Here is a 26,257-nt window from a genome sequence, read left to right as displayed (position 1 = left end):
ATTCAAGTTAAAGGAGTGTTTATAAATGGATGGCTTCGACAAAACTATGAAATTTAATTACGAGGAAATTCCTAAAGAGGATGTAAAGACTGTATTTCAAAATGTTTATAATACGTTACAAGAAAGAGATTATAACGCTGTGAACCAAATTGTAGGTTACTTATTATCAGGGGATCCCGCATATATTCCACGTCACAATGAAGCACGAAATCAAATCCGTCGAATTGACAGAGACGATATTATGGAAGAATTAGTGTCTACGTATTTGCAAGAGTACGATAAATAAATATGCTCAAACATAAAATAATTGGTTTAGACGTAGGTAGTAAAACCGTGGGGATCGCTATAAGTGATCTCATGGGATGGACCGCACAAGGTTATGATACACTCCGCATTGATGAAAGTAATAATGATTTAGGTATTGATAAGTTAGTAGAGATTATTAATAAGGAACAAGTAGGCACAGTAGTAATCGGTTTACCAAAAAACATGAACAATTCTATTGGATTTCGCGGCGAGGCTTCGTTACAATACAAGGAGCAACTTAAAGAAACACTGCCATCTATTGAAATTATTATGTGGGATGAGCGATTAAGCACCATGGCTGCAGAACGTTCACTATTAGAGGCTGATGTTTCCAGACAGAAACGTAAAAAGGTAATAGATAAAATGGCAGCAGTATTTATCCTACAAGGATATTTAGACTCTATTCAATAAAAGGAGCGTTTTAAAATGACAGAGCATAATCATGATGCTGAATTAGAAGTTAACAACGAAGAGGAACTATTAACTTTATATGATGAAGAAGGAAATGAAGTATTATATCGTAAAGTCTTAGAATTTTATCATCCAGAATTCAAGAAAGAATACGTTATTCTTGCAGAAGAAGGCGCAGAGTCAGACGATGATGATATGATAGAATTAGTTCCAATGATTAATGACCCAGACGAAGATGGAGAGGGAGGAAAATTCCTTCCTGTTGAAACTGATGAAGAATGGGATATGATCGAAGAAGTGGTTAACACAGAAATGGATGACCATGACCACGAACATTAATTGAGTGGTAATTAAACAAATATGTTATTCAAACCTTCAAAGTATACAACTATATACTTTGAAGGTTTTTTATTATTTATGAGGTCCTTTTGAGAATTATTGGATTCAAATTTAGAAGAAATATATTCACAATTTACACTTATATTCTAACTTACTTTATGGTAAAATATATTAAGTTAAATTGTAACGTTATGGTAAATTGTAATTTTTTAAATATCAAAGACGTCGTGAAGAACGTTAAAAAGATTAACTTAATCAGTCACCTATATATGACTGATTTATTTTATTGTAGGGCGGAAGAAGAGATTATAAATTAAAGAATATCTATGTAAGCCGACCTCTGAACAGTAGATAAAGGAAGTTTTGAAATATGGATAAAAATCATCTATATGTTCTGAGTTTATTAGAACATAATAATGTAGATATAGAATCGTTGAGACCTTACGCTGAAAGGCATAAGGTCCCTATTGTTGATAAAGTCAGTTTAGAGATGATTAAACAAACTATACGCCTTCATAAACCAATACATATATTAGAAATTGGAACGGCTATCGGCTATAGTGCGATGCAATTTGCTTCTGTCGATCGAAATATTCAAGTTACAACGATTGAAAGAGATGAATCAATGATCAATTTGGCTAGAACAAATTTCAAGCAATTTGGGTATGAACAACAAATCAATTTGATAGAAGGAAATGCATTAGAACAGTTTGAGAGCGTTGAGGATAAACAATTCGACATGATTTTTATTGATGCCGCAAAGGCGCAATCATTAAAGTTCTTTCAACTTTTTACACCTTTATTAAAAACAGGTGGTGTTGTAATTACGGATAATGTATTGTACCACGGCTTTGTTTCAGACATAGATGTAGTGAGAACGAGAAATGTACGTCAGATGGTTAAAAAGGTTCAACAATACAATGAGTGGTTAATGCAACAACCTAATTTTAATACAAACTTTTTAAACATAGATGATGGTTTAGCCATTTCAATCAAAGGAGAGTCAAAATGACAGAATTACTAGTAACACCTAAATCTGTTAATCATATAGAAACTTTAATAGAAAAAGGTGCCGATGCATTTGTAATTGGGGAACAGAAATATGGACTGAGACTTGCTGGAGAGTTTAACAAGCAAGCGATGCGTGAGGCAGTTGAATTAATTCATAGTCATAATAAAAAGGCATATGCTGCAGTCAATGGTATTTTTCATAATTATCATCTAAATGGATTAAAAGCATATATTGAATTTTTACATGAAATTCAAGTTGATAGAATCATTTTTGGCGATCCTGCTGTTGTTATGTATGTAAATGAACAAGCAAATCCGATTGCTCTTCATTGGGATGCCGAAACGTTAGTAACCAACTATTTCCAATGTAATTATTGGGGCAAGAAAGGTGCTAAACGTGCACAACTTGCTCGAGAACTAAGTTTAGAAGAAATAATCAATATCAAGAAAAATGCTGACGTTGAAATTGAAGTTCAAGTTCACGGAATGACTTGCATGTTTCAGTCAAAACGAATGTTATTAGGCAATTACTATACATTCCAAGAACGACAATTGAAAATAGAACGTAATCGTGAAGCGAATGAATTGTTACTTTATGATGAAGAAAGAGATAACAAATATCCAGTTTTTGAAGACTACAATGGTACACACATTATGTCGCCGAATGATATTTGTTTAATAGAAGAATTAGATGCATTATTAGAACACGGTATTGATGCGTTGAAGATAGATGGTGTGTTGCAAACTGAAGAATATATCAACGTTTGCACCGAACAATATCGACAAGCAATTGATTTATACGATGAAGATCCAGAACTATATGATGACGAAAAATTTATGTTAGTAGATCCTATTGAAGATATACAACCAGAGCATCGCCCGTTTGATGAAGGATTCTTATTTAAACATACTGTATATTAAGGGAGGCTTTATAATGAAAGTTTTAGAAGAAGTACAACCAAAATCTAAACCTAAGATGAAAAAGCCTGAACTTCTCGCTCCTGCCGGTAATTTAGAAAAACTAAAAATCGCTGTACATTATGGTGCAGATGCTGTATTTTTAGGCGGTCAAGAGTATGGGTTAAGGTCTAATGCAGATAACTTTACGATGGAAGAAATTAAAGAAGGTGTAGAGTTTGCTAATCGTTATGGTGCACAAATTTATGTTACAACTAACATCATTGCTCATGATGAAAATATGGACGGCTTAGATGACTATTTACGTGAATTAGAACAAACAGGAGCAACTGGTATTATTGTTGCTGACCCTTTAATTATCGAAACATGTAAAGAAGTTGCACCTAAATTAGAAATTCATCTATCTACACAACAATCTCTTTCCAACTACAAAGCTGTAGAATTTTGGAAACAAGAAGGATTAGATCGTGTAGTATTAGCGCGTGAAACAGGTGCACGTGAAATGCAGGAAATGAAAGACAAAGTCGATATTGAGATTGAATCCTTTATTCATGGTGCAATGTGTATTGCTTATTCAGGGCGTTGTACATTGAGTAACCACATGACAGCACGTGACTCTAATAGAGGCGGTTGTTGTCAAAGTTGTCGCTGGGATTATGATTTATTGCAAGTAGACGACGAAGGAGAACTAGATTTATTCTATGAAGATGGTGAAGTGACGCCATTTGCAATGAGTCCTAAAGATTTAAAACTAATTGAATCTATTCCCAATATGATGGATATCGGTGTGGACTCATTAAAAATAGAAGGGCGTATGAAGTCTATCCACTATATTGCAACGGTCGTTTCTGTTTACAGAAAGGTTATCGATGCATATGCTGAAGATCCAGACAAGTTTAAAATTAAACCAGAATGGCTCATGGAATTAGATAAATGTGCTAATAGAGATACCGCTTCATCATTTATCGAAGGTACACCAGGATATGAAGAGCAAATGTTTGGAGATCAAAATAACAAAAAAACACCTTATGATTTTTGTGGATTAGTGTTGGATTATGATAAAGAGAGTGGTATTGCGACAGTTCAACAAAGAAATAACTTCAAACCAGGTCAGGAAATCGAATTTTTTGGACCTGAAATAGATACATTCAGACAAGTTATTGATACGATCTATGACGAAGAAGGTAACGAATTGGATGCTGCTAGACATCCATTGCAAATTGTTCAAATCAAAGTAGATCATCCAATTTATGCTAACAACATGATGAGAAAGGAAATTGGATAATGAAACACACAACTATTATCGGCATTGCTGGTGGCTCAGGTTCAGGTAAAACATCAGTAACGAATGAAATCATGAAAAATCTTGAAGGTCACAGTGTAGCTTTGTTAGCACAAGATTATTATTATAAAGATCAATCACATTTATCATTTGAAGAAAGACTTGAAACAAATTATGACCATCCGTTTGCTTTTGATAATGATTTATTAATCAAAAACCTAAATGAGTTGAAAAATGGTCAAACAATCGAGGTGCCGACGTACGATTATTCTACACATACACGTAGTGATGAAACAATTGCATTTGAGCCAAAAGATGTTATCATCGTAGAAGGCATATTTGCACTGGAAAATAAAACATTAAGAGATTTAATGGATGTTAAAATTTATGTCGATACAGATGCAGATTTACGTATTCTTCGTAGATTAATGAGAGATACAGAAGAGCGTGGTCGTACAATGGATTCAGTTATTAACCAATACTTGAATGTTGTTAGACCAATGCACAATCAGTTTATCGAGCCAACGAAAAAGTATGCGGATATTATTATCCCTGAAGGCGGAAGCAACAAAGTGGCTATCGACATAATGACAACAAAGATTCAAACGTTAGTGAGTAAACAATAGTATATATGTAAAGGAAGATGACAATATGGAAAACCAAAAACAATATCCTATGACTCAAGAAGGATTCGAAAAACTTGAACAAGAATTAGAAGAATTAAAGACTGTTAAACGACCAGAAGTCGTTGAAAAAATCAAAGTTGCTCGTTCATTTGGTGACCTTTCAGAGAACTCCGAATACGATGCAGCAAAAGACGAACAAGGATTTATTGAACAAGATATTCAACGTGTAGAACATATGTTACGTAATGCATTAATCATTGAAGATAATGGTGATAATAACCAAGTACAAATCGGCAAAACAGTAACATTTGTTGAACTACCAGGTGAAGAAGAAGAAAGTTATCAAATCGTAGGTTCAGCTGAGTCAGATGCATTTAAAGGTAAGATTTCAAACGAATCACCTATGGCACAAAGCCTTATCGGTAAGAAATTAAACGAAGAAGTACGTGTACCACTACCAAATGGTGATGAAATGAATGTTAAAATTGTTAATATAAAATAATAAACTTAATTATAATTCATTTGTAATGAACTTTAAATTGCAAAAGTACCCATAAATGATGATTTCTATATGTATTTTTATAATAGAAATCATCTTTTTGTGTACGAATCATCTGCAATTTTCATACATTTACACAAAAAATGTAAACGATTACATAATATTTTATATACTTATTGACTGGTTTTTGGTAAATTATAAATATATCTATACATAATTTATCCTTGTGTATTTGCAAAATTTATTTTAACAAAATTGTTGGCAGTGATTACTTATAATTTATATCATTAATTAAGCAAGATTTGTACGTAGATGGTACAATAGTAGTATTACGCGTTAATGAGTATAATCTAAGTTAAATTTTTATTTTATGGTAAAGGGGAGTATTATTTTGGAATATAAGTTGATAAATGAACAGACGTTTATGATTTATTTTAATAACCAAATCGATCGTCAAACGTTCCAAAAAGTACAACAAGTTGAACAATACATAAAAGATCAACAACATGACGCTATAGTTGAAGTTATACCATCATACCGTGCTATTATGGTCAATGTTGATATTACTCAACAGAACGTTAAACAAGTTATTGACGATTTACAGCTAGATCAACTAGATGAGTCACAACTGTCAATGACTGATAGTCGCACACGAGTTATCAATCTACCAGTTGTTTACGGGGGACAATATGGTCAAGATATTGAGGAAGTTGCGAACTATAATGATATTACTGTTGATGAAGTTATTTCCAAACATACAAAGAATGCTTATTTAATCTATATGTTAGGATTTATGCCTGGTTTTCCTTTTTTAGGTGGACTTGATGAAGCATTACATACGCCACGTAGAACAGAACCAAGAACACGCATTGATGCTGGTTCAGTTGGTATCGCTAATAATCAAACAGGTTTATACCCTACAGAGTCACCAGGCGGTTGGCAGATTATTGGGCGTACGCCAATTAAAGTATTTGATTTGAATCGAAACCCTATGTGTTTATATGAACCCGGTGATTATTTGAAATTCTATGCAATCGATGAAGCGACATATGAACAAATTCTCGATGAAATGAAACAATCAGATTTTAATATTGAAAAGTGGGTGAAAGTTCAATATGAGCATTAAAATATTAAAACCAGGTTTATTTAGTACGATTCAAGACTTGGGCAGAATAGGTTATCAAGATCAAGGTTTTTCAACTGCGGGTGTGTTAGATTCATATGCATTTAGATTAGGTCAAGCATTAATCAATAATGAAGGACCTGCGATTGAATGTACCGTGATAGGGCCTGAGATTCAATTTTTAGAAGATAATGCTTTTGTTATCACAGGTGCACTATTTGATGCCAAATTAAATGATGAATCAGTGAGTAATCAGACAGTTTATTCAGTTGAACAAGGTGATGTACTTAAACTTGGCCAAGCCGTGACGGGTGCACGTGGCTATGTACTATTCGAGAAACCCTTGGATTTACCACTTGTAGCTGAAAGTTATTCAACTCATACGCGAAGTCAAATGGGTGGTTTACAAGGCCGTGTGTTAAAACCTAATGATATTATCCCTTGTAAAACAATAGAAGATCTTACTTCACACGTTGCTTACAGTTTAAATATAGATCATCAAGACTTTGAACAAAATACAATTAGAATCATTGAAGGTTCTCAAATTGATGCGTTTTCTCAAGAAGCTCAAGAAATTTTAGTTTCAAATGAATATAAGATTTCTGAAAAATCAGACCGAATGGGCTATCGATTACAAGGTGAAAATATTTCTCCTGAAGAGAAAGCAGATATTATTTCAGAACCTGTAGCTTTAGGTAGCATCCAAGTACCGAATGATGGTAATCCGATTATCCTCCTTAATGATAAACAAACAGTAGGTGGGTATACTAAAATCGCAACTGTATGTGCAGCAGATCTTTCTGTTTTAGCTCAGAAAAAACCAGGTGAAACAATTCATTTTGAGTGGTCTACAGTAGAATCTGCGATAGAAAGTTTAGAACAAAAGGAAAAATCATTCCAAGAAAGAATTAAGCAAGTAGTTGAGATGCCAACTTTTGATATAAATCAAATGCGACGTACGTCAACACGTATTAATAATTTATTAAAAGGAGAATAATAATGAACTTTGAAAATATTGAACAAGTTATCAAATTAATCAAACAAAATGATGTGAAAAAATTTAAATATAAAGATAACGAATATGAAATAGATGTTGACTTTACTGAAGCTGTAAGTCAAAGTCCAGCACCACAAGTAACTCAAGCTACGCAACAAACTGAATCTACTACTTCAACGTCAGATTCACAAAGTAGTTCTGAATCAACTCAAGGAGAAGAAGTTAAATCACCAATGGTTGGTACATTCTTCTTACAAGACGAAAAAGAATTAACTGATCCAATCATTGAGGTTGGCGATGAAGTGAAAAAAGGTGACGTAGTAGGTTATATCGAAGCTATGAAAGTTATGAATGAAGTTACAAGTGATGTCGAAGGTGTAGTCGATGAAATTCTAGTATCACACGGTACGAATGTAGAATATGATCAAGCTATTATTAGAGTGAAATAACTTTGAGAAAGGGGCGTTTGCAGTGTATCGTTGTTTAATTGCAAACAGAGGTGAAATTGCGGTTCGAATCATCCGTGCTTGTAGAGAATTAAATATTGAAACAGTTGCAGTTTATGCAAAAGGGGACGAATCAAGCTTGCACGTTAGTTTGGCTGACCAAGCAATTTGTATTGGTGAAGCGAATCCATTAGATAGTTATTTGAACCAAGATAGAATCATAAGTGCAGCAGATATTACAGGAGCGAATGCAATTCATCCTGGTTATGGATTTTTATCTGAAAGTTCATCATTTGCACAAAAAGTTGAAGAAAATGATATCCACTTTATCGGTCCTACGAAGAAAACGATGGAGTTAATGGGAGATAAAATAACAGCTCGTCAAACAGTTGATAATGCTGGTGTGCCCATTATTCCAGGTTCAACAAATGATGTTAAATCTGTAGAAGAAGTAAAAGAATTGGCTGAAGAAATTGGCTATCCATTAGTATTAAAAGCAGCAAGTGGCGGTGGCGGTAAAGGTATCCGTATCGTTAAATCAGAAGATGAACTTGCAAAATCATTTAAAGAAGCGAAAAGCGAAGGTAAAAAATACTTTGATGATGATCGTGTGTATGTTGAAGCATTTATACCTGTAGCTAAGCACGTAGAAGTTCAAGTTATTGGTGATGGAAAAGACAATTACATACATTTAGGTGAACGTGATTGTTCAGTTCAACGTAAAAATCAAAAGCTCATAGAAGAATCACCATGTGCTGCAATTTCCGATGAAATGAGAGAATCGATGTGTAACGACGCCGTTAAAGTTGCGCGAGCTTCAAATTATAGAAGTGCAGGAACGATTGAGTACCTCGTGACTGATGATGCTTACTATTTTATCGAAATGAATGCACGTATTCAGGTTGAACATACAGTCACTGAAATGCGTTCAAATAGAGACTTATTGAAAGCACAACTTTATTTACTACAAAATGGCGAGCTACCTTTCTCACAAGAAGACATAATCTTTGATGGGCATGTCATAGAAGCGAGAATTAATGCTGAAAATCCACAACGTCAATTCCAACCTTCACCAGGTAAAGTTAAAGCATTACATTTACCACAAGGTCACAACGTTCGTGTTGATAGTTTACTATATCAAGGATACATGGTTTCACCTAATTATGATTCGTTAGTTGCGAAGGTAATCGTAAAATCAGAAGATCGTCAATTAGCAATCAATAAATTAAAAGTGACACTAGATGAGATGGTCATCGATGGATTTACGACAACTGCTGATTTCTTATATGCAGTCTTATCATTCCCATTATATGCTGATGGAGATGCTAAAGATGTCGACATCAAATTCTTAGATAAACATCAAATTATCAAGGAGGAATCATAAATGCAAATAGATTTAAATTGTGATTTAGGAGAAGCATTTGGTAATTATTCATTTGGTGGCGATGCGCAAATTATCCCTCACATTACTTCAGCTAATATAGCTTGTGGTTTCCATGCTGGAGATCCAGATGTAATGAATGAAACGATAAAGCATGCAAAAGAACATGGCATTGGAATTGGTGCGCACCCAGGTCTGCCTGATATACAAGGTTTTGGTCGTAGAAAAATGGATTTATCACCACAGGAAGTTTACGATATTGTTGTTTATCAACTCGGTGCATTAAATGGTTTCTGTCGTATTCACGACGTAAAACTAAACCATGTTAAACCACATGGTGCACTTTACCAAATGGGTGCGAGAGACGCAGCTATTGCTAAAGCTATTGCACAAGCGGTATATGATTTTGATTCTTCACTAATTTACGTTGGTTTATCTAATACATTATTAATTTCAGAAGCAAAAGCAGTTGGCTTAACAACGGCTTCAGAAGTATTTGCAGATAGACGCTATGAGGATGATGGACAACTTGTAAGTCGTAAAGAAAGTGATGCAGTTATTACAGATACAGAGCAAGCAATAGAACAAGTCGTGATGATGGTAAAATCACAAAAAGTTGTTTCAAAAAACAACAAAAAAATTGATATTGAAGCGGATACAATTTGTGTGCACGGCGATGGCGCTCATGCCGTTGAATTTGTATCACAAATCAAAGAAAGATTAACGAAAGAAGGAATTTCTATTTCGAAATTAGGGGGATAAGATATATGGGAGAAAAACAAATACCTAAAGAAAATGACGCGAAGTTTACGAAAAACCATCGCAGGTTGTTATTAGGATCAGTATTCTTAATGGCAACTTCAGCGATTGGGCCTGCGTTTTTAACGCAAACAGCAGTGTTCACTGAACAATTTGCTTCAAGTTTTGCTTTTGCAATTTTACTATCAATCCTGATAGATATTGGAGCTCAAATTAATATATGGCGTGTGTTAGTAGTTACAGGGAAACGTGGACAAGAAGTAGCTAACGATGTTGTAAAAGGTCTAGGAACAGTTATTTCTGTACTCATAGCCATAGGTGGTCTTGCCTTTAACATAGGTAATATCGCCGGTGCAGGTTTAGGTCTACAAGCTATATTTGGGATAGACGTTAAAATTGGTGCAGCAATTACAGCGATTTTATCAATTGCAATCTTTATGAGTAAGAGTGGACAAAAAATCATGGACGTCGTTACGATGTTCCTTGGTATTTTAATGATTGTAGTCATTGCATTTGTAATGGTAAAAGCACAACCACCATATTTAGAAGCAGCACAACATTTAGTATTACCAGAAAAACCGCTCGCACTCGTACTTCCAATTATCACATTAGTTGGTGGTACAGTTGGGGGTTATATCACATTTGCAGGAGCACACAGAATTTTAGACTCAGGTATTGAAGGTAAGTCTTTCTTACCTTTCGTTAATAAAGCAGCTGTTTCTGGTATTTTAACAACTGGTGTATTACGAGCTTTATTATTCTTAGCTGTACTTGGCGTAGTTACAACAGGCGCAGCATTGAACGCAGATAATCCACCTGCATCAGTATTTGAACATGTATTAGGCCCAATAGGTCGTAATATTTTTGGTATCGTTTTATTTGCAGCGGCGATGTCATCAGTTATTGGTTCTGCATACACAAGTGCAACTTTCTTAAAAACTATGACAAAATCTTTAAATAATCGTACTAACTTAATCGTTATAGCATTTATTGTTATTTCTACTCTCGTATTTTTATTTATTGGTAAACCTGTAACATTATTAATCGTTGCAGGTGCGTTAAATGGATTAATTTTACCGGTTACTTTAGGAACAATCTTAATTGCGAGTAAACGTAGATCGATTGTTGGAGATTATAAACATCCAACGTGGATGTTAGTTGCAGGTATTATTGCAGTTATCATAACGATTTTTACAGGGGTATTTTCACTTCAAGAATTAGGTCAATTGTTTGGAAAATAAGGGTTTTGACGACTCTAACATTTCAACCTTGGGTTTTAAATTTTAAAACTCAAGGTTTTTTGTTTTGAAAAAGGACAAAAAAGGCAGATTTAATAAGTAATTTTTTCTAACTTTTCATCTAATTTTTTATCAATTTTTTAATCACGATTTAGAAAATGATTTTTAGATTTCATATTTACCTCAAAATATACAATCACTTATTCCAATACATTATGTATTCTTTGTTTTGAGTTTCATCTTTGGTTTCTTCTTTTATTTTAAAGTTATGATGTTTATAAAATTTAATTGCTTTTTTGTTTTGTTGATATACTTTTAGTGATAGATTATCTTTTTCAGTTTGCAAGTATTTTATTAATTTATCACCTATCCCTTGATTTCTTTCATTTTTTTCAACAAACATTCCTGCTATATAATTATCCACCAAACCGCAGAAACCTATGATTTCTTCATTTCTTGTATAAACAATAATATCAGCTTTTTTAAAGGCTTTTAAAACATTTTCATAATTACTAATCCAATATTTTTCATCGATAAAGTTATGGGTAGTTATATTTGAATTTAATCAGAGGTCTCCTAAAGTCTTTAATTTTTGTTCGTCCTTATTGTTTAATTTATAAATCATTTTTTTACCACCTTGGTCTTGATTTTTAAAGCACGTTGTTATCTTGATGTTACTATAAATTAAATTATACGAATACGCAAAAACTTACCTATTAATTTAGGTGGTTTTTAAGGGTAAAAAAGGACAGATTTAATAAGTAATTTTTTATCAATTTTTTAATCACGATTAAGAAAATGTTTTTTAGACTCTATTTTTAAAAGTTAGAGATACTTTCAAAGTTTTTAGTTTATGTCGAGAATATTTATTGATGGTGAGAAGTACCCTTAACTAAATTTGGAGACGAATGTTGGCAGAGCGTGAGCTATTAAGCCCACGATTCGACAAGTTTTGGGATTGTTAAGGGTTCCGAAGATTAATGTCAATAAAGTAAATTTTTTGGTAAGATAAAAAGAAAGGGGTTATTTTATGAAGTTGTATGTTTATAAAACTGTTAGGACAAATAATTTTGAAGATAAAGATATTATGAATAAAATTCTAGGGATGTGGGATAGCTTTTATAAAAATAATGATGATTATAATGGTAAGGTATATGCAGTTTACTATGATTATGAGTCGAATTATAAAGGCGATTACTCGTTAGCTTTGTGTACAGAAGATATTTTGGCTGATAAATTTTTCGAGGTTGACTTTGCTAAGAGTATTGAATATAAGTGTGCTGGAAAAGATGAAATTATAACCGTATGGAAACGAATTTGGGAAGATGAAGAAGAAAACAAAATTAAAAGAAGTTATGATATTGATTGTGAAGAATATAAAAAAGATGGATCAGTTGTTATACATCTATTTTAGCTTTTTGTAAAACGAGTTTCTTCTTGTATTAATCTTTCAATTAGGAATTTTGCTTTTCAAGATTTCTAGAGGTATTATAGCAGTTATCATAACGATTTTCAAAAGGGTACTTTCATTTCGAGAATTAGGTCAATTTTTTGATAAATAAAAATAGATTTAAATGTAAATAAAGAATGCGAACTTCCTTTAAATTATACAAAAGGGATTCGCATTCTTTTTTTGATATGAAAATTTTATTAATTGAAATTTGTTATTAATTTTTGTCTTGTTTTTTAGTCTAATAACAATTTGATACCTCTAACTATGTTTAATATAAATAAACTGTTAAAGCTAATAATATAATAGCGATAACGATCACTAAAAAGAATAACCATCCACTATCTTGCAATAATGGACCTGATCCTACCAAAGCTAAAATGCCTAAGTAGAAACATACTACGGTTAATATATGATTTAATAATGCTTTGAAACTATGACTAGATGTTTCTCCTTTTGCTACAATACCTACAATAAGTGGTAAAATAATTGGTGCAAAAAAGAAACTTAAATAACTTATAGAAGAAAGAACATGTTCGTTTCGTTGATTCATACGTTACACCTCCTACAACTATTGAACCATATAATTTGCATAAAAGTAATGGTAATGATGTGATATAACAAAAGTGTTAGGTCGTAAGCGTTTGCACCAAATTTGATTCAACATTTTGTCATTATATTGTATGGAAAACATTTATGGGTTATTATTTTATATTTATAGATGTATGATCGAGGTATTTACATAAATATGATAAAATAATCAAGGTTAGGATTAATTTAATGAGGTGAGTGTGAATGATAGGTATCATTGGTGCAATGGAAGAAGAAATTACAATTTTAAAAAATAAATTAACAGAATATGAAGAAATAAATATTGCCCATGTTCATTTTTATAAAGGTAAGCTCGAAGGTAAAGACGTTGTCCTTACTCAAAGTGGTATTGGTAAGGTAAATGCTTCAATATCAACCACATTATTAATTGAAAAGTTTAATCCTGAAGTAATTATTAATACAGGTTCTGCGGGGGCTCTAGATGATAAGCTAAATGTAGGTGATATTGTTGTAAGTGATAAAGTAAGTTATCATGATGCAGATGCTCGTGCATTCGGCTATCAAATAGGCCAAATTCCTCAAATGCCAGAAAGTTATCAAACAAACGTTGGTTTATTGGATAAAACGGTTCAAATTATTGAACAATGTCAACTTGTTGCACAAACAGGTTTGGTTGTCAGTGGGGACAGCTTTATTGGTACACCCGAACAAAAAACACAGATTAAAAGTAACTTTCCAGAAGCGTTAGCAGCTGAAATGGAAGCTACAGCGATTGCACAGACATGTTACCAATTCAATACACCATTTATTATTACCCGTGCCATTTCAGATTTAGCTGATGGAGATGCGGGAATAACATTTGAAGAATTTTTAGGTAAAGCAGCAAAATCGTCTAGTGAAATCGTCGTACGACTCATTAATAATATATAAAAAGGTGAATGATATGGGAATTATTAAAAAAAATTTCTTGCCAAATGAATATGTTCAATCGGTTTATCAAATCGATTTTAATAAATTAGCTGAACAAGGATTTAAAGGCATAATTACAGATTTAGATAATACACTTGTTGGTTGGGATGAGTTACAACCAACTGAATCAATAAAGAAATGGTTTAAACAAGCAGATGACCTTGGCATTACGGTAACGATTGTATCGAATAATCATGAAAAGCGTGTGGCTGATTTTTGTGAAGATTTAAATGTTGATTACATCTTCGAAGCGAGAAAACCACGCGGTCGTGCTTTTAATCAAGCGATTCAACGTATGAATTTACAACCATCTGACATCGTAGTAATTGGAGATCAAATGATGACTGATGTATTTGGTGGGAATCGTCGTGGATTATTTACAATTATGGTTGTGCCAATCAAAAAAACAGACGGTTTTGTTACGAAATTTAATCGCATAGTTGAAAGAAGATTATTGCATCACTTTAAGCGAAAAGGTTATATAAAATGGGAGGAAAACTGATTGACTGAAATAGAAGAATTAAAATGTATAGGTTGTGGCGCGCCATTACAATCTGAGAATCCTGATGCGCCTGGTTATGTGCCTGAACATAATTTATTTCGCGAAGACGTCATTTGCAAGAGATGTTTTCGTCTGAAAAACTATAATGAAGTTCAAGATGTTGGATTAGACAGTGAAGATTTTCTGAATTTACTCAATGGACTTGCAGATAAAAAAGGCTTAATTGTAAATGTAGTAGATGTTTTTGATTTTGAGGGTTCATTTATCAATGCAATTAAAAGAATAGTTGGCAATAAGAAAATTATTTTAGTTGCTAATAAAATAGATTTATTACCTAAACAAATTAATAAACGTCGCGTTAAAGAATGGTTGAAAAAAACTGCACGTCGATACGGACTAGAGGCAGAAGAGGTTGTCTTAATTTCAGCTGAGAAAAATGAAGGTATTGAAGATTTGTTACAATCAATTAATCAGAATCGTAATAATGAAGATGTTTATATCGTTGGCACTACAAATGTCGGCAAATCAACTTTAATAAATAAACTGATTGAACGTAGTGTAGGTGAGAAAGACGTTGTTACTACTTCAAGATTTCCTGGAACGACATTAGATATGATTGATATCCCACTAGATGAAACAACCTTTATGTATGATACACCAGGTGTAATACAGTCTCATCAAATGACTCATCTAGTGTCAGATCAGGAATTAAAAACAATTATGCCTAAAAAGGAAATAAAACAACGTATTTATCAGTTAAATGAAGGGCAAACATTATTCTTTGGAGGTTTAGCAAGAATTGATTATGTTAGCGGTGGCAAACGACCTTTAATCTGTTATTTCTCAAATGAGTTAAATATCCATCGTACTAAAACTGAAAATGCAAATGACTTATGGCGAAATCATTTAGGTGATTTATTATCCCCACCTAATCAAACTGAAAATTTCGATTTAGAAAATATTAAAGCTGTTCGACTAGAAACAGGAAAAGAAAAGAGAGACGTAATGATTTCAGGGCTTGGCTTTATTACGATTGATGCTGGTGCCAAAGTGATCGTACGTGTCCCTAAAAACATTGATGTAGTATTAAGAAATTCTATCATGTAAGGTGTGGTATCAAATGAAATACGCAGTAATTGGTCACCCTATAGATCATTCATTATCACCTGTCATGCACAATGCAAATTTCGAATCTTTAGGTGCGTCTTCATCATATGAAGCATTAAATATACCGGAACAACAATTTCATCTCATTAAAGATATAATATCAGATAAAGGATTAGCAGGTTTTAACGTAACGATTCCTCATAAAGAACGCATTATTCCATATTTGGATGAGATTGATGACCAATCAAAAACAGTTGGCGCAGTTAATACTGTTAATATCGAAAATGGTAAGTGGATTGGGTATAATACAGATGGAATAGGTTATGTAACTGGTCTAAGACAAACCTATGAAAATTTAGAAGAAGCGAAAATTTTAATAATTGGCGCAGGTGGAGCAAGTAAAGGCATCGCGAATGAATTGCAACAATTTGTGAAACCAAAACTTACTGTTGCAAACCGTACATTAAGTCGGTTTGATAACTGGCACTTAGATATTAACAAAATGAGTCTAGCTGAAGCGGAAACTTCATTAGCTAACTTTGATATTGTAATAAACACAACACCAATTGGTATGAAAGATAACCGAGAAGTCGTGATAAGCTTGGACAATCTGTCCTCTCATACATTAGTGAGTGATATTGTTTATATTCCATTTAAAACTTCAATTTTAAAACTAGCTGAAGCAAAGGGAAATCCAATTTATAACGGGTTAGATATGTTTGTGTTTCAAGGCGCAGAAAGTTTTAGAATATGGTCGGGTCAAATGCCTGATATAAACACGATGAAACAAGCTGTATTAAAACGATTATAAAGGAGATTTATATGTTAACAGGAAAACAAAAAAGATTTTTACGTAGTAAAGCACATCATCTTGAACCAATTTTCCAAGTAGGGAAATCTGGTATCAATGACAACATGGTGCAACAACTAGTAGAAACACTTGAAAAAAGAGAATTAATTAAAATCCACGTATTGCAAAATAATTTTGAAGATAAAAATGAATTAGCTCAAGACTTAAGTAAAGCAACTGAAAGTGATGTTGTACAAGTTATCGGGTCTATGATCGTACTATATAAAGAATCTCAAGAAAATAAACAAATTCAATTACCATAATGACACAATCAATTGTATTGTACGGTGGACAGTTTAACCCGATTCACACCGCACATTTAATAGTTGCTAGTGAAGTGAACTTTCAGATCAAACCAGAAAAGTTTGTCTTTTTACCAAGTCATATGTCTCCGCTTAAAAAACATGATGATTATTTAAGTGGTGAACATAGAGTTAACATGATCAAAGGTGCAATCGAAACACTAGGTTTTGGGGAAATTTGGTTAGACGAGTTGGAAAGAAAAGGCCAAAGTTACACTTATGACACAGTAAATGATATCGTTAAACGATATCCTCAAGCACAAGTATTTTTTGTTATAGGAACTGATCAATACAATCAATTAGATAAGTGGTATATGATTGATGCTTTAAAATCAAAGATAACTTTCATCGTCGTAAATCGCGAAAAAGAAACACAAAAGGTAGAACGTGGCATGAAAGCTATAAATATTCCACGAATTGATATTAGTTCAACTTCTATACGAGAAAGAGTAAAAAATAATCAAAACATCCAAATGCTAGTTCCTCAAACAGTAGAAAGCTATATTAGAGAGGAAGGGTTATATGAAAATAGAGAAAGCTAAAAAGTTAATCGAAGATAAATTACCAGAAAAAAGATATAAACATTCTTTAAGAGTAGCTGAAACCGCGGTTAAATTAGCGGATATCTATGATGGTGATAAAGATAAAGCAGAACTCGCAGGTATTTTACATGACTATTGTAAATACGATGACTTAGGTTCAATGTATCAAATCGTCAGACAACATGAACTTAATAGTGATTTACTGAGCTATGGTTCAGAAATTTTACACGGGCCGGTTTGTGCTGTAATTATGAAAGAACAGTATGGTGTCAGCGATGAAGAAGTCTTATTAGCTATTGAAAATCACACGACTGGCCGTGCACAAATGACTAAAACAGAAAAGCTTGTGTTTATTGCAGATTATATAGAACCCGGTCGTCAGACCCCAGGAATTGAAGAAATTCGAGATTTAGCATACAATCAAGGTAGCTTAGATAATACAATTTATGAAATATCTAAGCGAACTGTCTTGCACTTAATCAGTAAGGATATCAATGTTTTTGACGCGACCATTGGATGCTTGAATTATTACAATTATAGTGACCAAAGAGTAAAGGATGATTAAATGAATTCAGATCAATTATTAAACATGGCTGTCGAAGCGACAGAGAGTAAAAGAGCAGAAGATATTATTTCTTTAAACATGAACGGTATTAGCGATATGACAGATTACTTTATCGTTTGCCACGGCAACAATGAAAGACAAGTACAAGCGATTGCACGTTCAGTAAAAGATGCTGCACACGAAGCGGGCATTGATGTAAAACGTATGGAAGGATTTAACGAAGCAAGATGGATACTTATCGATTTAGCTGACGTGGTTGTCCATATTTATCATAAAGACGAACGTGGTTATTACAATATCGAGAAATTATATCAAGATGTTCCTCTGGAAACCTATAGACAGGCAGTTTATTAATTATGGTTCAATATGAAGAAATGAGTTTATTTTATGATCAATTAACATTTGATCAACCATATGAATCATGGTTGGACATCGTAAACCATTTTTCATTGAAAAAGTCATCAATATTAGATTTAGGTTGTGGAACCGGTAGTTTTACAACATTGTTAGAAAGCTTTGATGAGGTAACCGGTATGGATTTAAGCATTGATATGTTATCCGTGGCAACTCAAAAATCTAATAACGTTAACTGGATAGAAGGTGACATGACTGAATTCAATCTCGACAAACAATTTGATGTAATTACGATATTTTGTGATTCATTAAATTATTTGCCAAATGAAGATGATGTCATATCAACATTCTATAATGTCTTCAAACATTTAGACCAAGAAGGTACATTTATGTTTGATGTACATACAGTTCATAAGATGAATACATTATTTAATAATCAAAGCTATATTGATGAGTCAGAAGATGTATTCTTAGCATGGGAAGCTGTTAGAGGTGAAGAACCTCTAAGTGTGTGGCATGACATGACGTTTTTTATTAACCAAAGTGAGCATAACTATAAACGTTTTGATGAATCGCATTACCAACGTACATTTACTGAAGCAAAATATAAAGAAATGCTTACTCGAGTAGGCTTTTCTAAAATAGATACATTTGTAGACTTTGAAATAGAACATCATGATGATAATGCAGCTGAGCGCTTATTTTTCATAGTTAGAAAATAAATAAAGTAAAAGCACTTCTTTATACGTGTAATGTATAATGGAGTGTTTTTTTATGCAACGATATTGGGAGAAGATTAAACCGTTTATTTTAAAGTATAAATTGATTATAGCTTTGAGTCTCACCTTAGTAATGATGTGTGCTTTATTAATATCTAGTTTGTTTAACTCTAATCATGCTAGCTCTGAACCTCTAAAAACGGATGAATTTAATTTGAATCAAACCCCGTCTTTAGCATCATCGACGAACGAATTGTCTGCACAACAAAATAAACATACGCCAAAACAGCCTCAAACTGAATCGCAAAGTACAAATGATTTTATTTATGTTGATATAAAAGGGGCAGTAAAAAAACCAGACGTCTATAAAATGAAAGCAACGGACCGAATTAAACAACTTTTAGCGAAAGCCCAAGCCAAAAGTAATGCTGATTTAAGTCAAGTGAATCTTGCTGAAAAACTTATGGATCAAAAACTCGTCTATATTCCTAAGAAAGGAGAACAAAGTAATCAAATAAGTGGAAATATTGATGGTCATCAAGAAGATGTGGCTGCTACTAGTAATGTTTCTAAATCTGAAAACAGTGAAACAATAAACTTAAATAATGCAACAGAATCTGATTTAATGAAAGTTCCTGGTATCGGACCAGTAAAAGCACAAGCGATAATAGAATATAGAGACAACGAAGGCAGTTTTAATTCTGTAGATCAACTAACTGAAATAAGAGGTATTGGTGAGAAGACATTAGAAAAATTACGAGACTATTTCACAGTTTAGTTATTGAAAAATGATTTAAATATATTTAATCTATGAGTATATGAAATTTTTGGAGGTAACATCATGAAACGAATAAAATGGGATGAATACTTTATGGCTCAAAGTCACTTATTGGCATTACGTTCTACATGTCAGCGTTTGTCAGTAGGTGCGACCATTGTTAAAGATAATAGAATTATTGCTGGCGGATATAATGGTTCAGTTTCCGGCGAAGTACATTGTATTGATGAAGGTTGTTTAATTGAGGATGGCCATTGTATAAGAACGATTCATGCAGAGATGAACGCGTTATTACAATGTGCCAAGCAAGGGGCATCCACTGAAGGAGCAACGATATATGTAACTCATTTTCCTTGTCTCAATTGTACGAAGTCAATTATTCAAGCGGGTATTACAACAATTTATTACGCTGAAGATTATCATAATCATGAGTATGCAATAAGATTATTAGATCAATCTAATATTGAGTATAAAAAAATACCTTTCGACCAGCATCACGTAGCCCAATATTTATTAAATAAATAATAATGATCTACTACGCTATCGCATTATTAGTAGGTATCTTATGGGTGCACGTTAAATTATTAGCTATATGTGTTTTTATATTATTAATCTTTGTTGCCATTAGGAAACATTTTAAATGGCAACAATATTTACTGCTTTTAACTATTCCAATAGTAAGTTATTTTTATTTTCAACACCATTATAATTTAGCAATTTCAAAGCAAACATACATAAAGACACACGAAGATTTTAATGGAAGTGTTCAATTTTTAAACCAAGCCTTTATAAAAGATAATAAATTACAAGGCACAGTCAAAGTAAATGATGATTTATATAAATATTACTATTTTCTAGATAATCAAGATTTAAGTAAAGTGCAAATGTTTCTACAACATCGCAGTTGTAACGTTAAGGGTAAGATAAAGCAGAATAATAAAGATCCAAATAGTAAACCTTTTTTATTTATTAATGATGTGGACTTCAAGAGTTGTAAAGCAACAGATAACGCAGTTTTGTTAAATCTTTTAAATCATCATAAGCAATATATTTATGAGAAGTTGAAAGGGACACAACTCAATAAACCTGAAAGAATTATTGCTCACATTAGTGGTGACACGTTGAAAATGGACGAAGACATTATTGATAAATTTAAAGAAATAGGAATATATCATTTATTAGCAGTGAGTGGCACACATATAGGCATTATAGTGGGATTATTGTATTTCATCTTAAATAAACTTAAGATACCGTTAATATTGATTAACACCATTATTGTTATGATATTGCCAATTTATGCGATTTATACTGATTTTGCTCCGAGTGCGGTACGTGCAATATGTGGGGCTATTTGTATCGTATTGTTTAAAGACCTTATCTTTAAAAATTCAATGAATATTTTAGGTTGTAGTTTTATATTTTTGAGTTTGTTGAACCCCTCGTTAATATATAATATTGGTTTCCAGTTCTCCTATTTAATCACTTTTTGTATATTATTTTCTTCACCAATTTTCACTAATACGACTCCTATTTTTGCGCTCATACATATGACGGTCATTGCCCAATTAGGGTCATTTATTATCAGTGCAATCTATTTTAATCAAATTCAATGGATAGGAATTTTTGCAAATCTATTCTTCGTCCCTTTTTATAGTTTATTATTTTTCCCGATAATTATTTTATATTTTATAACAGTTCATTTTCCTTTTGAAATAAACATTCTCACTTATTTCGTTAATATATTATTTAATTTTCATGATTTTATGATTGAGTTATTTTATTTATTAAGTCGTTTTAAATGGTTTATTCCAAAACTTAGTGAATTGTACGTAGTGATTGCAGTTTTATTGATTTTATTTATGTTGATTATTTATACTTATAAACGCTATTTGTTATTTATTATGATGAATGTTGCGCTTTATGTATTGGTTACTATTCTACCTATCCCCCATGAATATAGATTAACTATGTTAGATGTTGGCCAAGGCGATGCTTTACTATTTGAAACCGCGCATCATCATAGTATTTTAATAGATACCGGTGGAAAGGCGATGCGTCAGAAAGGACATAATAGCCATAATATAGCAAAATACCATATACTACCTACTTTAAAAAAGCATGGTCTAAATCAAATCAATTACCTCGTTTTAACACATCCACATGAAGATCACATCGGTGAACTCTTTTATTTAATTGACCATTTCTCTATTGAACATATTATTATAAATCCAGCTAGTTATAACAGTATACAATTACAACATTTAAAGCACGTCTGCGATCAAAAGCACATCAAATTAATAGACTATGTATCATTATCTTCCTTTAAATTTGATGATGCACAAATTACATTTTGTAAAACAACAATGAATCAATCGCAGGATCTTAATGAACATAGTATTACTACGTATATCCAGTATAAACACTATAAGATTTTATTAATGGGAGATGCGACTACGAATAATGAACAACAATTTTTGCAAAGATATAATATTTCTCATATTGATATTTTGAAAGTTGGACACCACGGTAGTAAAACAAGTTCAAGTGAACAATTTATAAATCAGGTAGAACCTAAAGTTAGTTTAATATCGGTAGGTAAAAACAATATATATAACTTACCAAACAATGAAGTTTTAGAACGACTTCAGCGTTTACATTCAAAAATTTTTATGACCTCAACTGAAGGTGAGACAACTGTGACTTTATCTGAGGAATTACAAGTTGAGACCGAAGCATCATAATGATTTTATCTAGTTAGAAATTATTACACATGATATAATGACGAAGTATGTATTAGCGATGAAAGGGTGCCACTTATGAGTGAAAATATAATCGTTTTATATGGGGAAGTACCTGAATTAATCGAGAAGAAGTCGGAAGAGTTGATTGACCAATATTTAGATGAACCGAAAGATGATTTCAACTTTGTTAAATTTAATTTGTATGAAACAGAAATCTCACAAATTATTGAAGAGGCCTTAACAATGCCGTTGTTCTCAACCCAAAAAGCATTACTCATTCAAAATGCTTTTGTCTTTACTGGAGAAAAGCCACCTAAAGATATTAATCATAATCTTGAAGCATTAAAGGAATTTATTGAAAAATACGATGGTGAAAGTTTAATTATTTTTGAAGTTTATAATACAAAGCTAGATGAAAGAAAAAAGCTTGTTAAAACATTAAAGAAAAATGCCCAATTAAAAAAGATTGAACAAATGTCAGAAGAAGAAATAAAAAAATGGATTCTTAATCAATTACATAATAATTATAAAGACATTAAAAGAGACGGATTAGACTTATTTATTGAGTTAACAGGCGTAAACTATAATATAGTGAAACAAGAGTTAGAAAAATTAATGCTTTTTTTAGGGGATCGTCCAACGATAAACAAACAGGATGTTAACAAAATTGTTAATAGAAGTCTTGAACAGAATGTGTTCCTTCTTACTGATTACATTCAGAAAAATAAAAAAGATAAAGCAATTCAACTTGTAAAAGATTTAATTGCGATGAAAGAAGAACCAATAAAATTACTAGCACTGATTACGAGCAATTATCGTTTGTTTTATCAAAGTAAGATTTTAAGTCAAAAGGGCTATAGTGGGCAACAAATTGCGAAAACGATTAGCGTGCATCCATATCGAGTTAAATTGGCTTTGAATCAAGCTAGATATTATCAATTAGAGGATTTGTTAAATATAATAGATAGCTGTGCAGAAACTGATTATAAATTAAAATCATCCTATATGGATAAGCATTTAATCCTTGAATTGTTCATACTTTCACTTTAAATCAAATAAAAAAAGTTCAAGCTAAGGCTTGAACTTTTTTATTATTTACTACCAGTCATCAATGATGATTTGATGCGAGCAGCTTTATTTTTGTGGATTAAGTTGCGTTGAGATGCTTTGTCAACTTTTTTCAAAGCAAAGCTTACTAATTCATCTTTGTTATCAGCGTTTGTGTTGATAGCTGAATGTGCTCTTTTAATAGCAGTACGCATTTCACTTTTTTGTGAGATATTACGTTCCTCAGCAGTGTGAGTTGTTTTAACACGTTTAATTGCAGATTTAATGTTTGGCATCTATGTCACCTCCTAAAAGTGATCTTTTCTATCAAATAGAAATTTGATTACAACAAGAAATATTTTATCAAAAGGAGCCTTTTTCTGCAATCATTATTTTACTAAAGCACGATTTAATAAATAATATGAGGTTATGCCATTTGGCATAAGCGACAATAACTACTATAATGTTAAGCGTATTAATAACAGAATTTAATAATACTTATATTACTTTAATAGAGTTCTTGAGACGTTTGCAATTGTGTTGTAAAAGCGTTATTATATCGAAGAATGTTATACATAAGATAAGGTAATAATTTTGAAAGTGGGAAGGAAAAATTACATGGATAAACAAGAACGTTTTGATAGAAGGAAAAATATTAGAAATTTTTCTATAATCGCACATATAGATCATGGAAAATCTACATTAGCTGATAGAATTTTAGAAAATACTAAATCAGTTGAAATGAGAGACATGAAAGATCAATTACTAGATTCCATGGATTTAGAAAGAGAACGAGGCATTACAATAAAGTTAAATGCTGTTCGCTTAAAGTATGAAGCTAAAGATGGAGAGGTCTATACGTTCCATCTTATAGATACACCTGGACATGTCGATTTTACATATGAAGTTTCACGTTCATTAGCAGCTTGTGAAGGTGCTATTCTCGTAGTAGATGCTGCTCAAGGTATAGAAGCACAAACACTCGCAAATGTATATTTAGCTTTAGATAACGAACTAGAGTTACTTCCTGTAGTTAATAAAATTGATTTACCAGCAGCTGAACCAGAACGCGTGAAACAAGAACTTGAGGACGTAATCGGTTTAGATCAAGATGAAGTCGTTTTAGCAAGTGCTAAATCTAATATTGGAATTGAAGATATCCTAGAGCAAATCGTTGATACTGTACCACCACCAAGCGGTGATCCAGAAGCACCATTAAAAGCATTAATTTTCGATTCGGAATATGATCCTTATCGAGGTGTTATTTCATCAATTCGCGTTATCGAAGGTGTAGTTAAAGCTGGAGATCGTATTAAAATGATGGCGACAGGTAAAGAGTTCGAAGTGACAGAAGTGGGTATCAACACGCCGAAACAATTAGCCATTGATGAATTAACAGTAGGTGACGTTGGTTATATCATAGCTAATATTAAAAATGTTGATGATTCTCGTGTTGGTGATACAATCACACATGCGGCTAGACCAGCTGAAGAAGCATTAGAAGGTTATAAGAAAATGAACCCGATGGTCTTTTGTGGTCTATTCCCAATAGATAATAAAGACTACAATGATTTACGTGAAGCGCTTGAAAAATTACAGTTAAATGATGCCTCACTTGAATTCGAACCAGAATCATCTCAAGCATTAGGTTTTGGTTACCGTACTGGTTTCCTAGGCATGTTACATATGGAAATTATACAAGAACGTATTGAACGTGAATTCGGAATTGAACTTATAGCGACAGCGCCTTCAGTAATTTACCAATGTATCATGAAAACAGGAGAAGAAATTTCAGTAGATAATCCAGCGCAAATGCCAGAAAGAGATCAAATAGAGGCGATTTATGAACCGTTTGTTAAAGCTACTATGATGGTTCCAAACGATTTCGTAGGTGCGGTAATGGAATTATGTCAACGTAAGCGTGGGAATTTTGTAAATATGGAATATATCGATGATGTACGTGTAAACATCATTTATGAAATTCCATTATCTGAAGTTGTATTTGATTTCTTCGATCAACTTAAATCAAATACGAAAGGTTATGCTTCATTTGATTACGAATTTATTGATAATAAAGAAAGTAATTTAGTGAAAATGGATATCCTCTTAAATAGTGAAAAAGTAGATGCACTTAGCTTTATCGTACATCGTGATTTTGCTTATGAAAGAGGTAAAGCATTAGTTGAAAAACTTAAAACACTCATACCAAGACAACAATTCGAAGTGCCTGTTCAAGCAGCTGTTGGGCAAAAGATAGTAGCCCGTACAAATATTAAATCTATGGGTAAAAACGTATTATCTAAGTGTTACGGCGGGGATATTAGCCGTAAGAGAAAATTATTAGAAAAACAAAAAGCAGGTAAGGCTAAAATGAAAGCAGTTGGTAATGTAGAAATACCTCAAGATGCTTTCTTAGCAGTTTTAAAAATGGATGATGAATAGA

31 protein-coding genes and 2 pseudogenes are annotated in these 26,257 nt (G+C 32.5%); 30 read left to right on the top strand and 3 right to left on the bottom strand.

The window, feature by feature from the left end; all coding sequences use genetic code 11:
- Window positions 1-25 precede the first annotated feature (25 nt).
- The 15 genes and pseudogenes from QQM35_RS09215 (at window position 26) to QQM35_RS09150 (ending at window position 11,339) form a co-directional block, all read left to right on the top strand.
- Window positions 26-286, top strand: a complete 261-nt coding sequence (locus QQM35_RS09215) for an IreB family regulatory phosphoprotein (RefSeq protein ID WP_342610347.1) — start codon at window positions 26-28, stop codon at window positions 284-286.
- Between the two features lie 2 nt (window positions 287-288).
- Window positions 289-717, top strand: a complete 429-nt coding sequence (ruvX, locus tag QQM35_RS09210) for a Holliday junction resolvase RuvX (RefSeq protein ID WP_251520291.1) — start codon at window positions 289-291, stop codon at window positions 715-717.
- A gap of 15 nt (window positions 718-732) precedes the next feature.
- Window positions 733-1,056, top strand: a complete 324-nt coding sequence (locus QQM35_RS09205) for a DUF1292 domain-containing protein (protein ID WP_251520295.1) — start codon at window positions 733-735, stop codon at window positions 1,054-1,056.
- Between the two features lie 370 nt (window positions 1,057-1,426).
- Window positions 1,427-2,068, top strand: a complete 642-nt coding sequence (locus tag QQM35_RS09200; protein WP_251520298.1) for an O-methyltransferase — start codon at window positions 1,427-1,429, stop codon at window positions 2,066-2,068.
- The gene (locus QQM35_RS09195; RefSeq protein WP_251520301.1) at window positions 2,065-2,988 is read left to right on the top strand and encodes a peptidase U32 family protein; all 924 of its coding nucleotides are present in this window, start codon (window positions 2,065-2,067) and stop codon (window positions 2,986-2,988) included. The genes QQM35_RS09200 and QQM35_RS09195 overlap by 4 nt, the downstream gene beginning before the upstream one ends.
- Before the next feature lie 13 nt (window positions 2,989-3,001).
- The gene (locus QQM35_RS09190) at window positions 3,002-4,270 is read left to right on the top strand and encodes a peptidase U32 family protein (RefSeq protein WP_251942852.1); all 1,269 of its coding nucleotides are present in this window, start codon (window positions 3,002-3,004) and stop codon (window positions 4,268-4,270) included.
- A complete protein-coding gene (gene udk / locus QQM35_RS09185; RefSeq protein ID WP_251520307.1) occupies window positions 4,270-4,893 on the top strand; it encodes a uridine kinase in 624 nt (207 codons plus the stop codon). Before QQM35_RS09190 ends, udk begins: the two co-directional genes overlap by 1 nt.
- 25 nt (window positions 4,894-4,918) lie before the next feature.
- Entirely contained in the window at window positions 4,919-5,395 is a 477-nt protein-coding gene (gene greA / locus QQM35_RS09180) for a transcription elongation factor GreA (protein ID WP_251520310.1), read from the top strand.
- A 388-nt stretch (window positions 5,396-5,783) separates the two neighbouring features.
- A complete protein-coding gene (gene pxpB, locus QQM35_RS09175; protein WP_251520329.1) occupies window positions 5,784-6,518 on the top strand; it encodes a 5-oxoprolinase subunit PxpB in 735 nt (244 codons plus the stop codon).
- Window positions 6,508-7,512 (top strand): biotin-dependent carboxyltransferase family protein, encoded by a 1,005-nt coding sequence (locus tag QQM35_RS09170; protein WP_251520332.1) that lies wholly within the window; start codon window positions 6,508-6,510, stop codon window positions 7,510-7,512. The genes pxpB and QQM35_RS09170 overlap by 11 nt, the downstream gene beginning before the upstream one ends.
- Window positions 7,513-7,514: 2 nt before the next feature.
- A pseudogene (locus QQM35_RS11460) lies at window positions 7,515-7,623 on the top strand (acetyl-CoA carboxylase biotin carboxyl carrier protein subunit); the annotation flags it as partial.
- A 110-nt stretch (window positions 7,624-7,733) separates the two neighbouring features.
- Window positions 7,734-7,961: pseudogene (locus tag QQM35_RS11455) on the top strand (acetyl-CoA carboxylase biotin carboxyl carrier protein); the annotation flags it as partial.
- A gap of 22 nt (window positions 7,962-7,983) precedes the next feature.
- On the top strand, window positions 7,984-9,342 hold the full coding sequence (locus QQM35_RS09160; RefSeq protein WP_251942853.1) for an acetyl-CoA carboxylase biotin carboxylase subunit: 1,359 nt from the start codon (window positions 7,984-7,986) through the stop codon (window positions 9,340-9,342).
- Window positions 9,343-10,101 carry a 5-oxoprolinase subunit PxpA gene (gene pxpA, locus QQM35_RS09155; RefSeq protein WP_251520338.1) on the top strand — a complete coding sequence of 253 codons (759 nt, stop codon included), beginning with the start codon at window positions 9,343-9,345 and terminating at the stop codon, window positions 10,099-10,101.
- Window positions 10,102-10,106: 5 nt separating this feature from the next.
- On the top strand, window positions 10,107-11,339 hold the full coding sequence (locus QQM35_RS09150) for an NRAMP family divalent metal transporter (RefSeq protein WP_251520340.1): 1,233 nt from the start codon (window positions 10,107-10,109) through the stop codon (window positions 11,337-11,339).
- Between the two features lie 193 nt (window positions 11,340-11,532).
- On the opposite strand, the gene QQM35_RS09145 is transcribed toward QQM35_RS09150, so the two are convergent.
- A complete protein-coding gene (locus QQM35_RS09145; RefSeq protein WP_342610587.1) occupies window positions 11,533-11,853 on the bottom strand; it encodes a GNAT family N-acetyltransferase in 321 nt (106 codons plus the stop codon).
- A gap of 513 nt (window positions 11,854-12,366) precedes the next feature.
- On the opposite strand from QQM35_RS09145, the gene QQM35_RS09140 reads away from it, so the two are divergent.
- Window positions 12,367-12,750 carry an effector binding domain-containing protein gene (locus QQM35_RS09140; protein ID WP_342610346.1) on the top strand — a complete coding sequence of 128 codons (384 nt, stop codon included), beginning with the start codon at window positions 12,367-12,369 and terminating at the stop codon, window positions 12,748-12,750.
- A gap of 307 nt (window positions 12,751-13,057) precedes the next feature.
- Here QQM35_RS09140 and QQM35_RS09135 read toward each other — a convergent pair whose 3' ends face one another.
- Window positions 13,058-13,339 carry a hypothetical protein gene (locus QQM35_RS09135; RefSeq protein ID WP_342610345.1) on the bottom strand — a complete coding sequence of 94 codons (282 nt, stop codon included), beginning with the start codon at window positions 13,337-13,339 and terminating at the stop codon, window positions 13,058-13,060.
- A gap of 242 nt (window positions 13,340-13,581) precedes the next feature.
- Between QQM35_RS09135 and QQM35_RS09130 the strand changes: the two genes are divergently transcribed.
- The 13 genes from QQM35_RS09130 to holA all read left to right on the top strand — a co-directional run bounded on the left by QQM35_RS09130 (window position 13,582) and on the right by holA (window position 23,817).
- Window positions 13,582-14,268, top strand: coding sequence for a 5'-methylthioadenosine/adenosylhomocysteine nucleosidase (locus tag QQM35_RS09130; protein WP_251520349.1), 687 nt, complete (start codon window positions 13,582-13,584; stop codon window positions 14,266-14,268).
- A gap of 13 nt (window positions 14,269-14,281) precedes the next feature.
- Complete coding sequence (locus QQM35_RS09125) at window positions 14,282-14,809, top strand: YqeG family HAD IIIA-type phosphatase (protein WP_251942859.1); 528 nt, start codon at window positions 14,282-14,284, stop codon at window positions 14,807-14,809.
- 9 nt (window positions 14,810-14,818) lie between these two features.
- Entirely contained in the window at window positions 14,819-15,916 is a 1,098-nt protein-coding gene (gene yqeH / locus QQM35_RS09120; protein ID WP_418129372.1) for a ribosome biogenesis GTPase YqeH, read from the top strand.
- Between the two features lie 13 nt (window positions 15,917-15,929).
- Window positions 15,930-16,727, top strand: coding sequence for a shikimate dehydrogenase (aroE, locus tag QQM35_RS09115; protein WP_251520358.1), 798 nt, complete (start codon window positions 15,930-15,932; stop codon window positions 16,725-16,727).
- An 11-nt stretch (window positions 16,728-16,738) separates the two neighbouring features.
- The gene (gene yhbY / locus QQM35_RS09110; protein ID WP_251520361.1) at window positions 16,739-17,029 is read left to right on the top strand and encodes a ribosome assembly RNA-binding protein YhbY; all 291 of its coding nucleotides are present in this window, start codon (window positions 16,739-16,741) and stop codon (window positions 17,027-17,029) included.
- Window positions 17,029-17,610, top strand: coding sequence for a nicotinate (nicotinamide) nucleotide adenylyltransferase (nadD, locus tag QQM35_RS09105; protein WP_251520364.1), 582 nt, complete (start codon window positions 17,029-17,031; stop codon window positions 17,608-17,610). The genes yhbY and nadD overlap by 1 nt, the downstream gene beginning before the upstream one ends.
- Window positions 17,591-18,175, top strand: a complete 585-nt coding sequence (gene yqeK, locus QQM35_RS09100) for a bis(5'-nucleosyl)-tetraphosphatase (symmetrical) YqeK (protein WP_251520367.1) — start codon at window positions 17,591-17,593, stop codon at window positions 18,173-18,175. Before nadD ends, yqeK begins: the two co-directional genes overlap by 20 nt.
- Complete coding sequence (rsfS, locus tag QQM35_RS09095) at window positions 18,176-18,529, top strand: ribosome silencing factor (protein ID WP_251942862.1); 354 nt, start codon at window positions 18,176-18,178, stop codon at window positions 18,527-18,529.
- A 2-nt stretch (window positions 18,530-18,531) separates the two neighbouring features.
- Window positions 18,532-19,251, top strand: a complete 720-nt coding sequence (locus tag QQM35_RS09090; RefSeq protein WP_251520373.1) for a class I SAM-dependent DNA methyltransferase — start codon at window positions 18,532-18,534, stop codon at window positions 19,249-19,251.
- A gap of 52 nt (window positions 19,252-19,303) precedes the next feature.
- Window positions 19,304-20,026 carry a helix-hairpin-helix domain-containing protein gene (locus tag QQM35_RS09085; protein WP_251520375.1) on the top strand — a complete coding sequence of 241 codons (723 nt, stop codon included), beginning with the start codon at window positions 19,304-19,306 and terminating at the stop codon, window positions 20,024-20,026.
- Between the two features lie 63 nt (window positions 20,027-20,089).
- The gene (locus QQM35_RS09080) at window positions 20,090-20,551 is read left to right on the top strand and encodes a ComE operon protein 2 (protein WP_342610343.1); all 462 of its coding nucleotides are present in this window, start codon (window positions 20,090-20,092) and stop codon (window positions 20,549-20,551) included.
- 44 nt (window positions 20,552-20,595) lie between these two features.
- Window positions 20,596-22,767: a DNA internalization-related competence protein ComEC/Rec2 gene (locus QQM35_RS09075; RefSeq protein WP_342610342.1), complete on the top strand. Its 2,172-nt coding sequence runs from the start codon at window positions 20,596-20,598 to the stop codon at window positions 22,765-22,767.
- Between the two features lie 75 nt (window positions 22,768-22,842).
- Complete coding sequence (holA, locus tag QQM35_RS09070) at window positions 22,843-23,817, top strand: DNA polymerase III subunit delta (RefSeq protein ID WP_342610341.1); 975 nt, start codon at window positions 22,843-22,845, stop codon at window positions 23,815-23,817.
- A 41-nt stretch (window positions 23,818-23,858) separates the two neighbouring features.
- On the opposite strand, the gene rpsT is transcribed toward holA, so the two are convergent.
- Window positions 23,859-24,110, bottom strand: coding sequence for a 30S ribosomal protein S20 (rpsT, locus tag QQM35_RS09065; protein WP_251520387.1), 252 nt, complete (start codon window positions 24,108-24,110; stop codon window positions 23,859-23,861).
- A gap of 322 nt (window positions 24,111-24,432) precedes the next feature.
- Here rpsT and lepA point away from each other — a divergent pair, with 322 nt between their 5' ends.
- On the top strand, window positions 24,433-26,256 hold the full coding sequence (lepA, locus tag QQM35_RS09060) for a translation elongation factor 4 (RefSeq protein WP_251520397.1): 1,824 nt from the start codon (window positions 24,433-24,435) through the stop codon (window positions 26,254-26,256).
- Window position 26,257: the final 1 nt, after the last annotated feature.

The sequence above is a fragment of the Staphylococcus hsinchuensis genome (genome assembly GCF_038789205.1).
Taxonomy (GTDB): Bacteria; Bacillota; Bacilli; order Staphylococcales; family Staphylococcaceae; genus Staphylococcus; species Staphylococcus hsinchuensis.
The sequence above is the reverse complement of the archived record's forward strand: the minus strand, read 5'-3'. Positions and strand labels throughout refer to the sequence as shown.

Bases quoted from the DNA above. Each gene is read 5' to 3' on its own strand.
- QQM35_RS09215 (WP_342610347.1), top strand. From the start codon at position 26: ATGGATGGCTTCGACAAAACTATGAAATTTAATTACGAGGAAATTCCT.
- ruvX (WP_251520291.1), top strand. From the start codon at position 289: ATGCTCAAACATAAAATAATTGGTTTAGACGTAGGTAGTAAAACCGTG.
- QQM35_RS09205 (WP_251520295.1), top strand. From the start codon at position 733: ATGACAGAGCATAATCATGATGCTGAATTAGAAGTTAACAACGAAGAG.
- QQM35_RS09200 (WP_251520298.1), top strand. From the start codon at position 1,427: ATGGATAAAAATCATCTATATGTTCTGAGTTTATTAGAACATAATAAT.
- QQM35_RS09195 (WP_251520301.1), top strand. From the start codon at position 2,065: ATGACAGAATTACTAGTAACACCTAAATCTGTTAATCATATAGAAACT.
- QQM35_RS09190 (WP_251942852.1), top strand. From the start codon at position 3,002: ATGAAAGTTTTAGAAGAAGTACAACCAAAATCTAAACCTAAGATGAAA.
- udk (WP_251520307.1), top strand. From the start codon at position 4,270: ATGAAACACACAACTATTATCGGCATTGCTGGTGGCTCAGGTTCAGGT.
- greA (WP_251520310.1), top strand. From the start codon at position 4,919: ATGGAAAACCAAAAACAATATCCTATGACTCAAGAAGGATTCGAAAAA.
- QQM35_RS09170 (WP_251520332.1), top strand. From the start codon at position 6,508: ATGAGCATTAAAATATTAAAACCAGGTTTATTTAGTACGATTCAAGAC.
- pxpA (WP_251520338.1), top strand. From the start codon at position 9,343: ATGCAAATAGATTTAAATTGTGATTTAGGAGAAGCATTTGGTAATTAT.
- QQM35_RS09150 (WP_251520340.1), top strand. From the start codon at position 10,107: ATGGGAGAAAAACAAATACCTAAAGAAAATGACGCGAAGTTTACGAAA.
- QQM35_RS09140 (WP_342610346.1), top strand. From the start codon at position 12,367: ATGAAGTTGTATGTTTATAAAACTGTTAGGACAAATAATTTTGAAGAT.
- QQM35_RS09135 (WP_342610345.1), bottom strand. From the start codon at position 13,339: ATGAATCAACGAAACGAACATGTTCTTTCTTCTATAAGTTATTTAAGT.
- QQM35_RS09130 (WP_251520349.1), top strand. From the start codon at position 13,582: ATGATAGGTATCATTGGTGCAATGGAAGAAGAAATTACAATTTTAAAA.
- QQM35_RS09125 (WP_251942859.1), top strand. From the start codon at position 14,282: ATGGGAATTATTAAAAAAAATTTCTTGCCAAATGAATATGTTCAATCG.
- aroE (WP_251520358.1), top strand. From the start codon at position 15,930: ATGAAATACGCAGTAATTGGTCACCCTATAGATCATTCATTATCACCT.
- yhbY (WP_251520361.1), top strand. From the start codon at position 16,739: ATGTTAACAGGAAAACAAAAAAGATTTTTACGTAGTAAAGCACATCAT.
- nadD (WP_251520364.1), top strand. From the start codon at position 17,029: ATGACACAATCAATTGTATTGTACGGTGGACAGTTTAACCCGATTCAC.
- yqeK (WP_251520367.1), top strand. From the start codon at position 17,591: ATGAAAATAGAGAAAGCTAAAAAGTTAATCGAAGATAAATTACCAGAA.
- rsfS (WP_251942862.1), top strand. From the start codon at position 18,176: ATGAATTCAGATCAATTATTAAACATGGCTGTCGAAGCGACAGAGAGT.
- QQM35_RS09090 (WP_251520373.1), top strand. From the start codon at position 18,532: ATGGTTCAATATGAAGAAATGAGTTTATTTTATGATCAATTAACATTT.
- QQM35_RS09085 (WP_251520375.1), top strand. From the start codon at position 19,304: ATGCAACGATATTGGGAGAAGATTAAACCGTTTATTTTAAAGTATAAA.
- QQM35_RS09080 (WP_342610343.1), top strand. From the start codon at position 20,090: ATGAAACGAATAAAATGGGATGAATACTTTATGGCTCAAAGTCACTTA.
- holA (WP_342610341.1), top strand. From the start codon at position 22,843: ATGAGTGAAAATATAATCGTTTTATATGGGGAAGTACCTGAATTAATC.
- rpsT (WP_251520387.1), bottom strand. From the start codon at position 24,110: ATGCCAAACATTAAATCTGCAATTAAACGTGTTAAAACAACTCACACT.
- lepA (WP_251520397.1), top strand. From the start codon at position 24,433: ATGGATAAACAAGAACGTTTTGATAGAAGGAAAAATATTAGAAATTTT.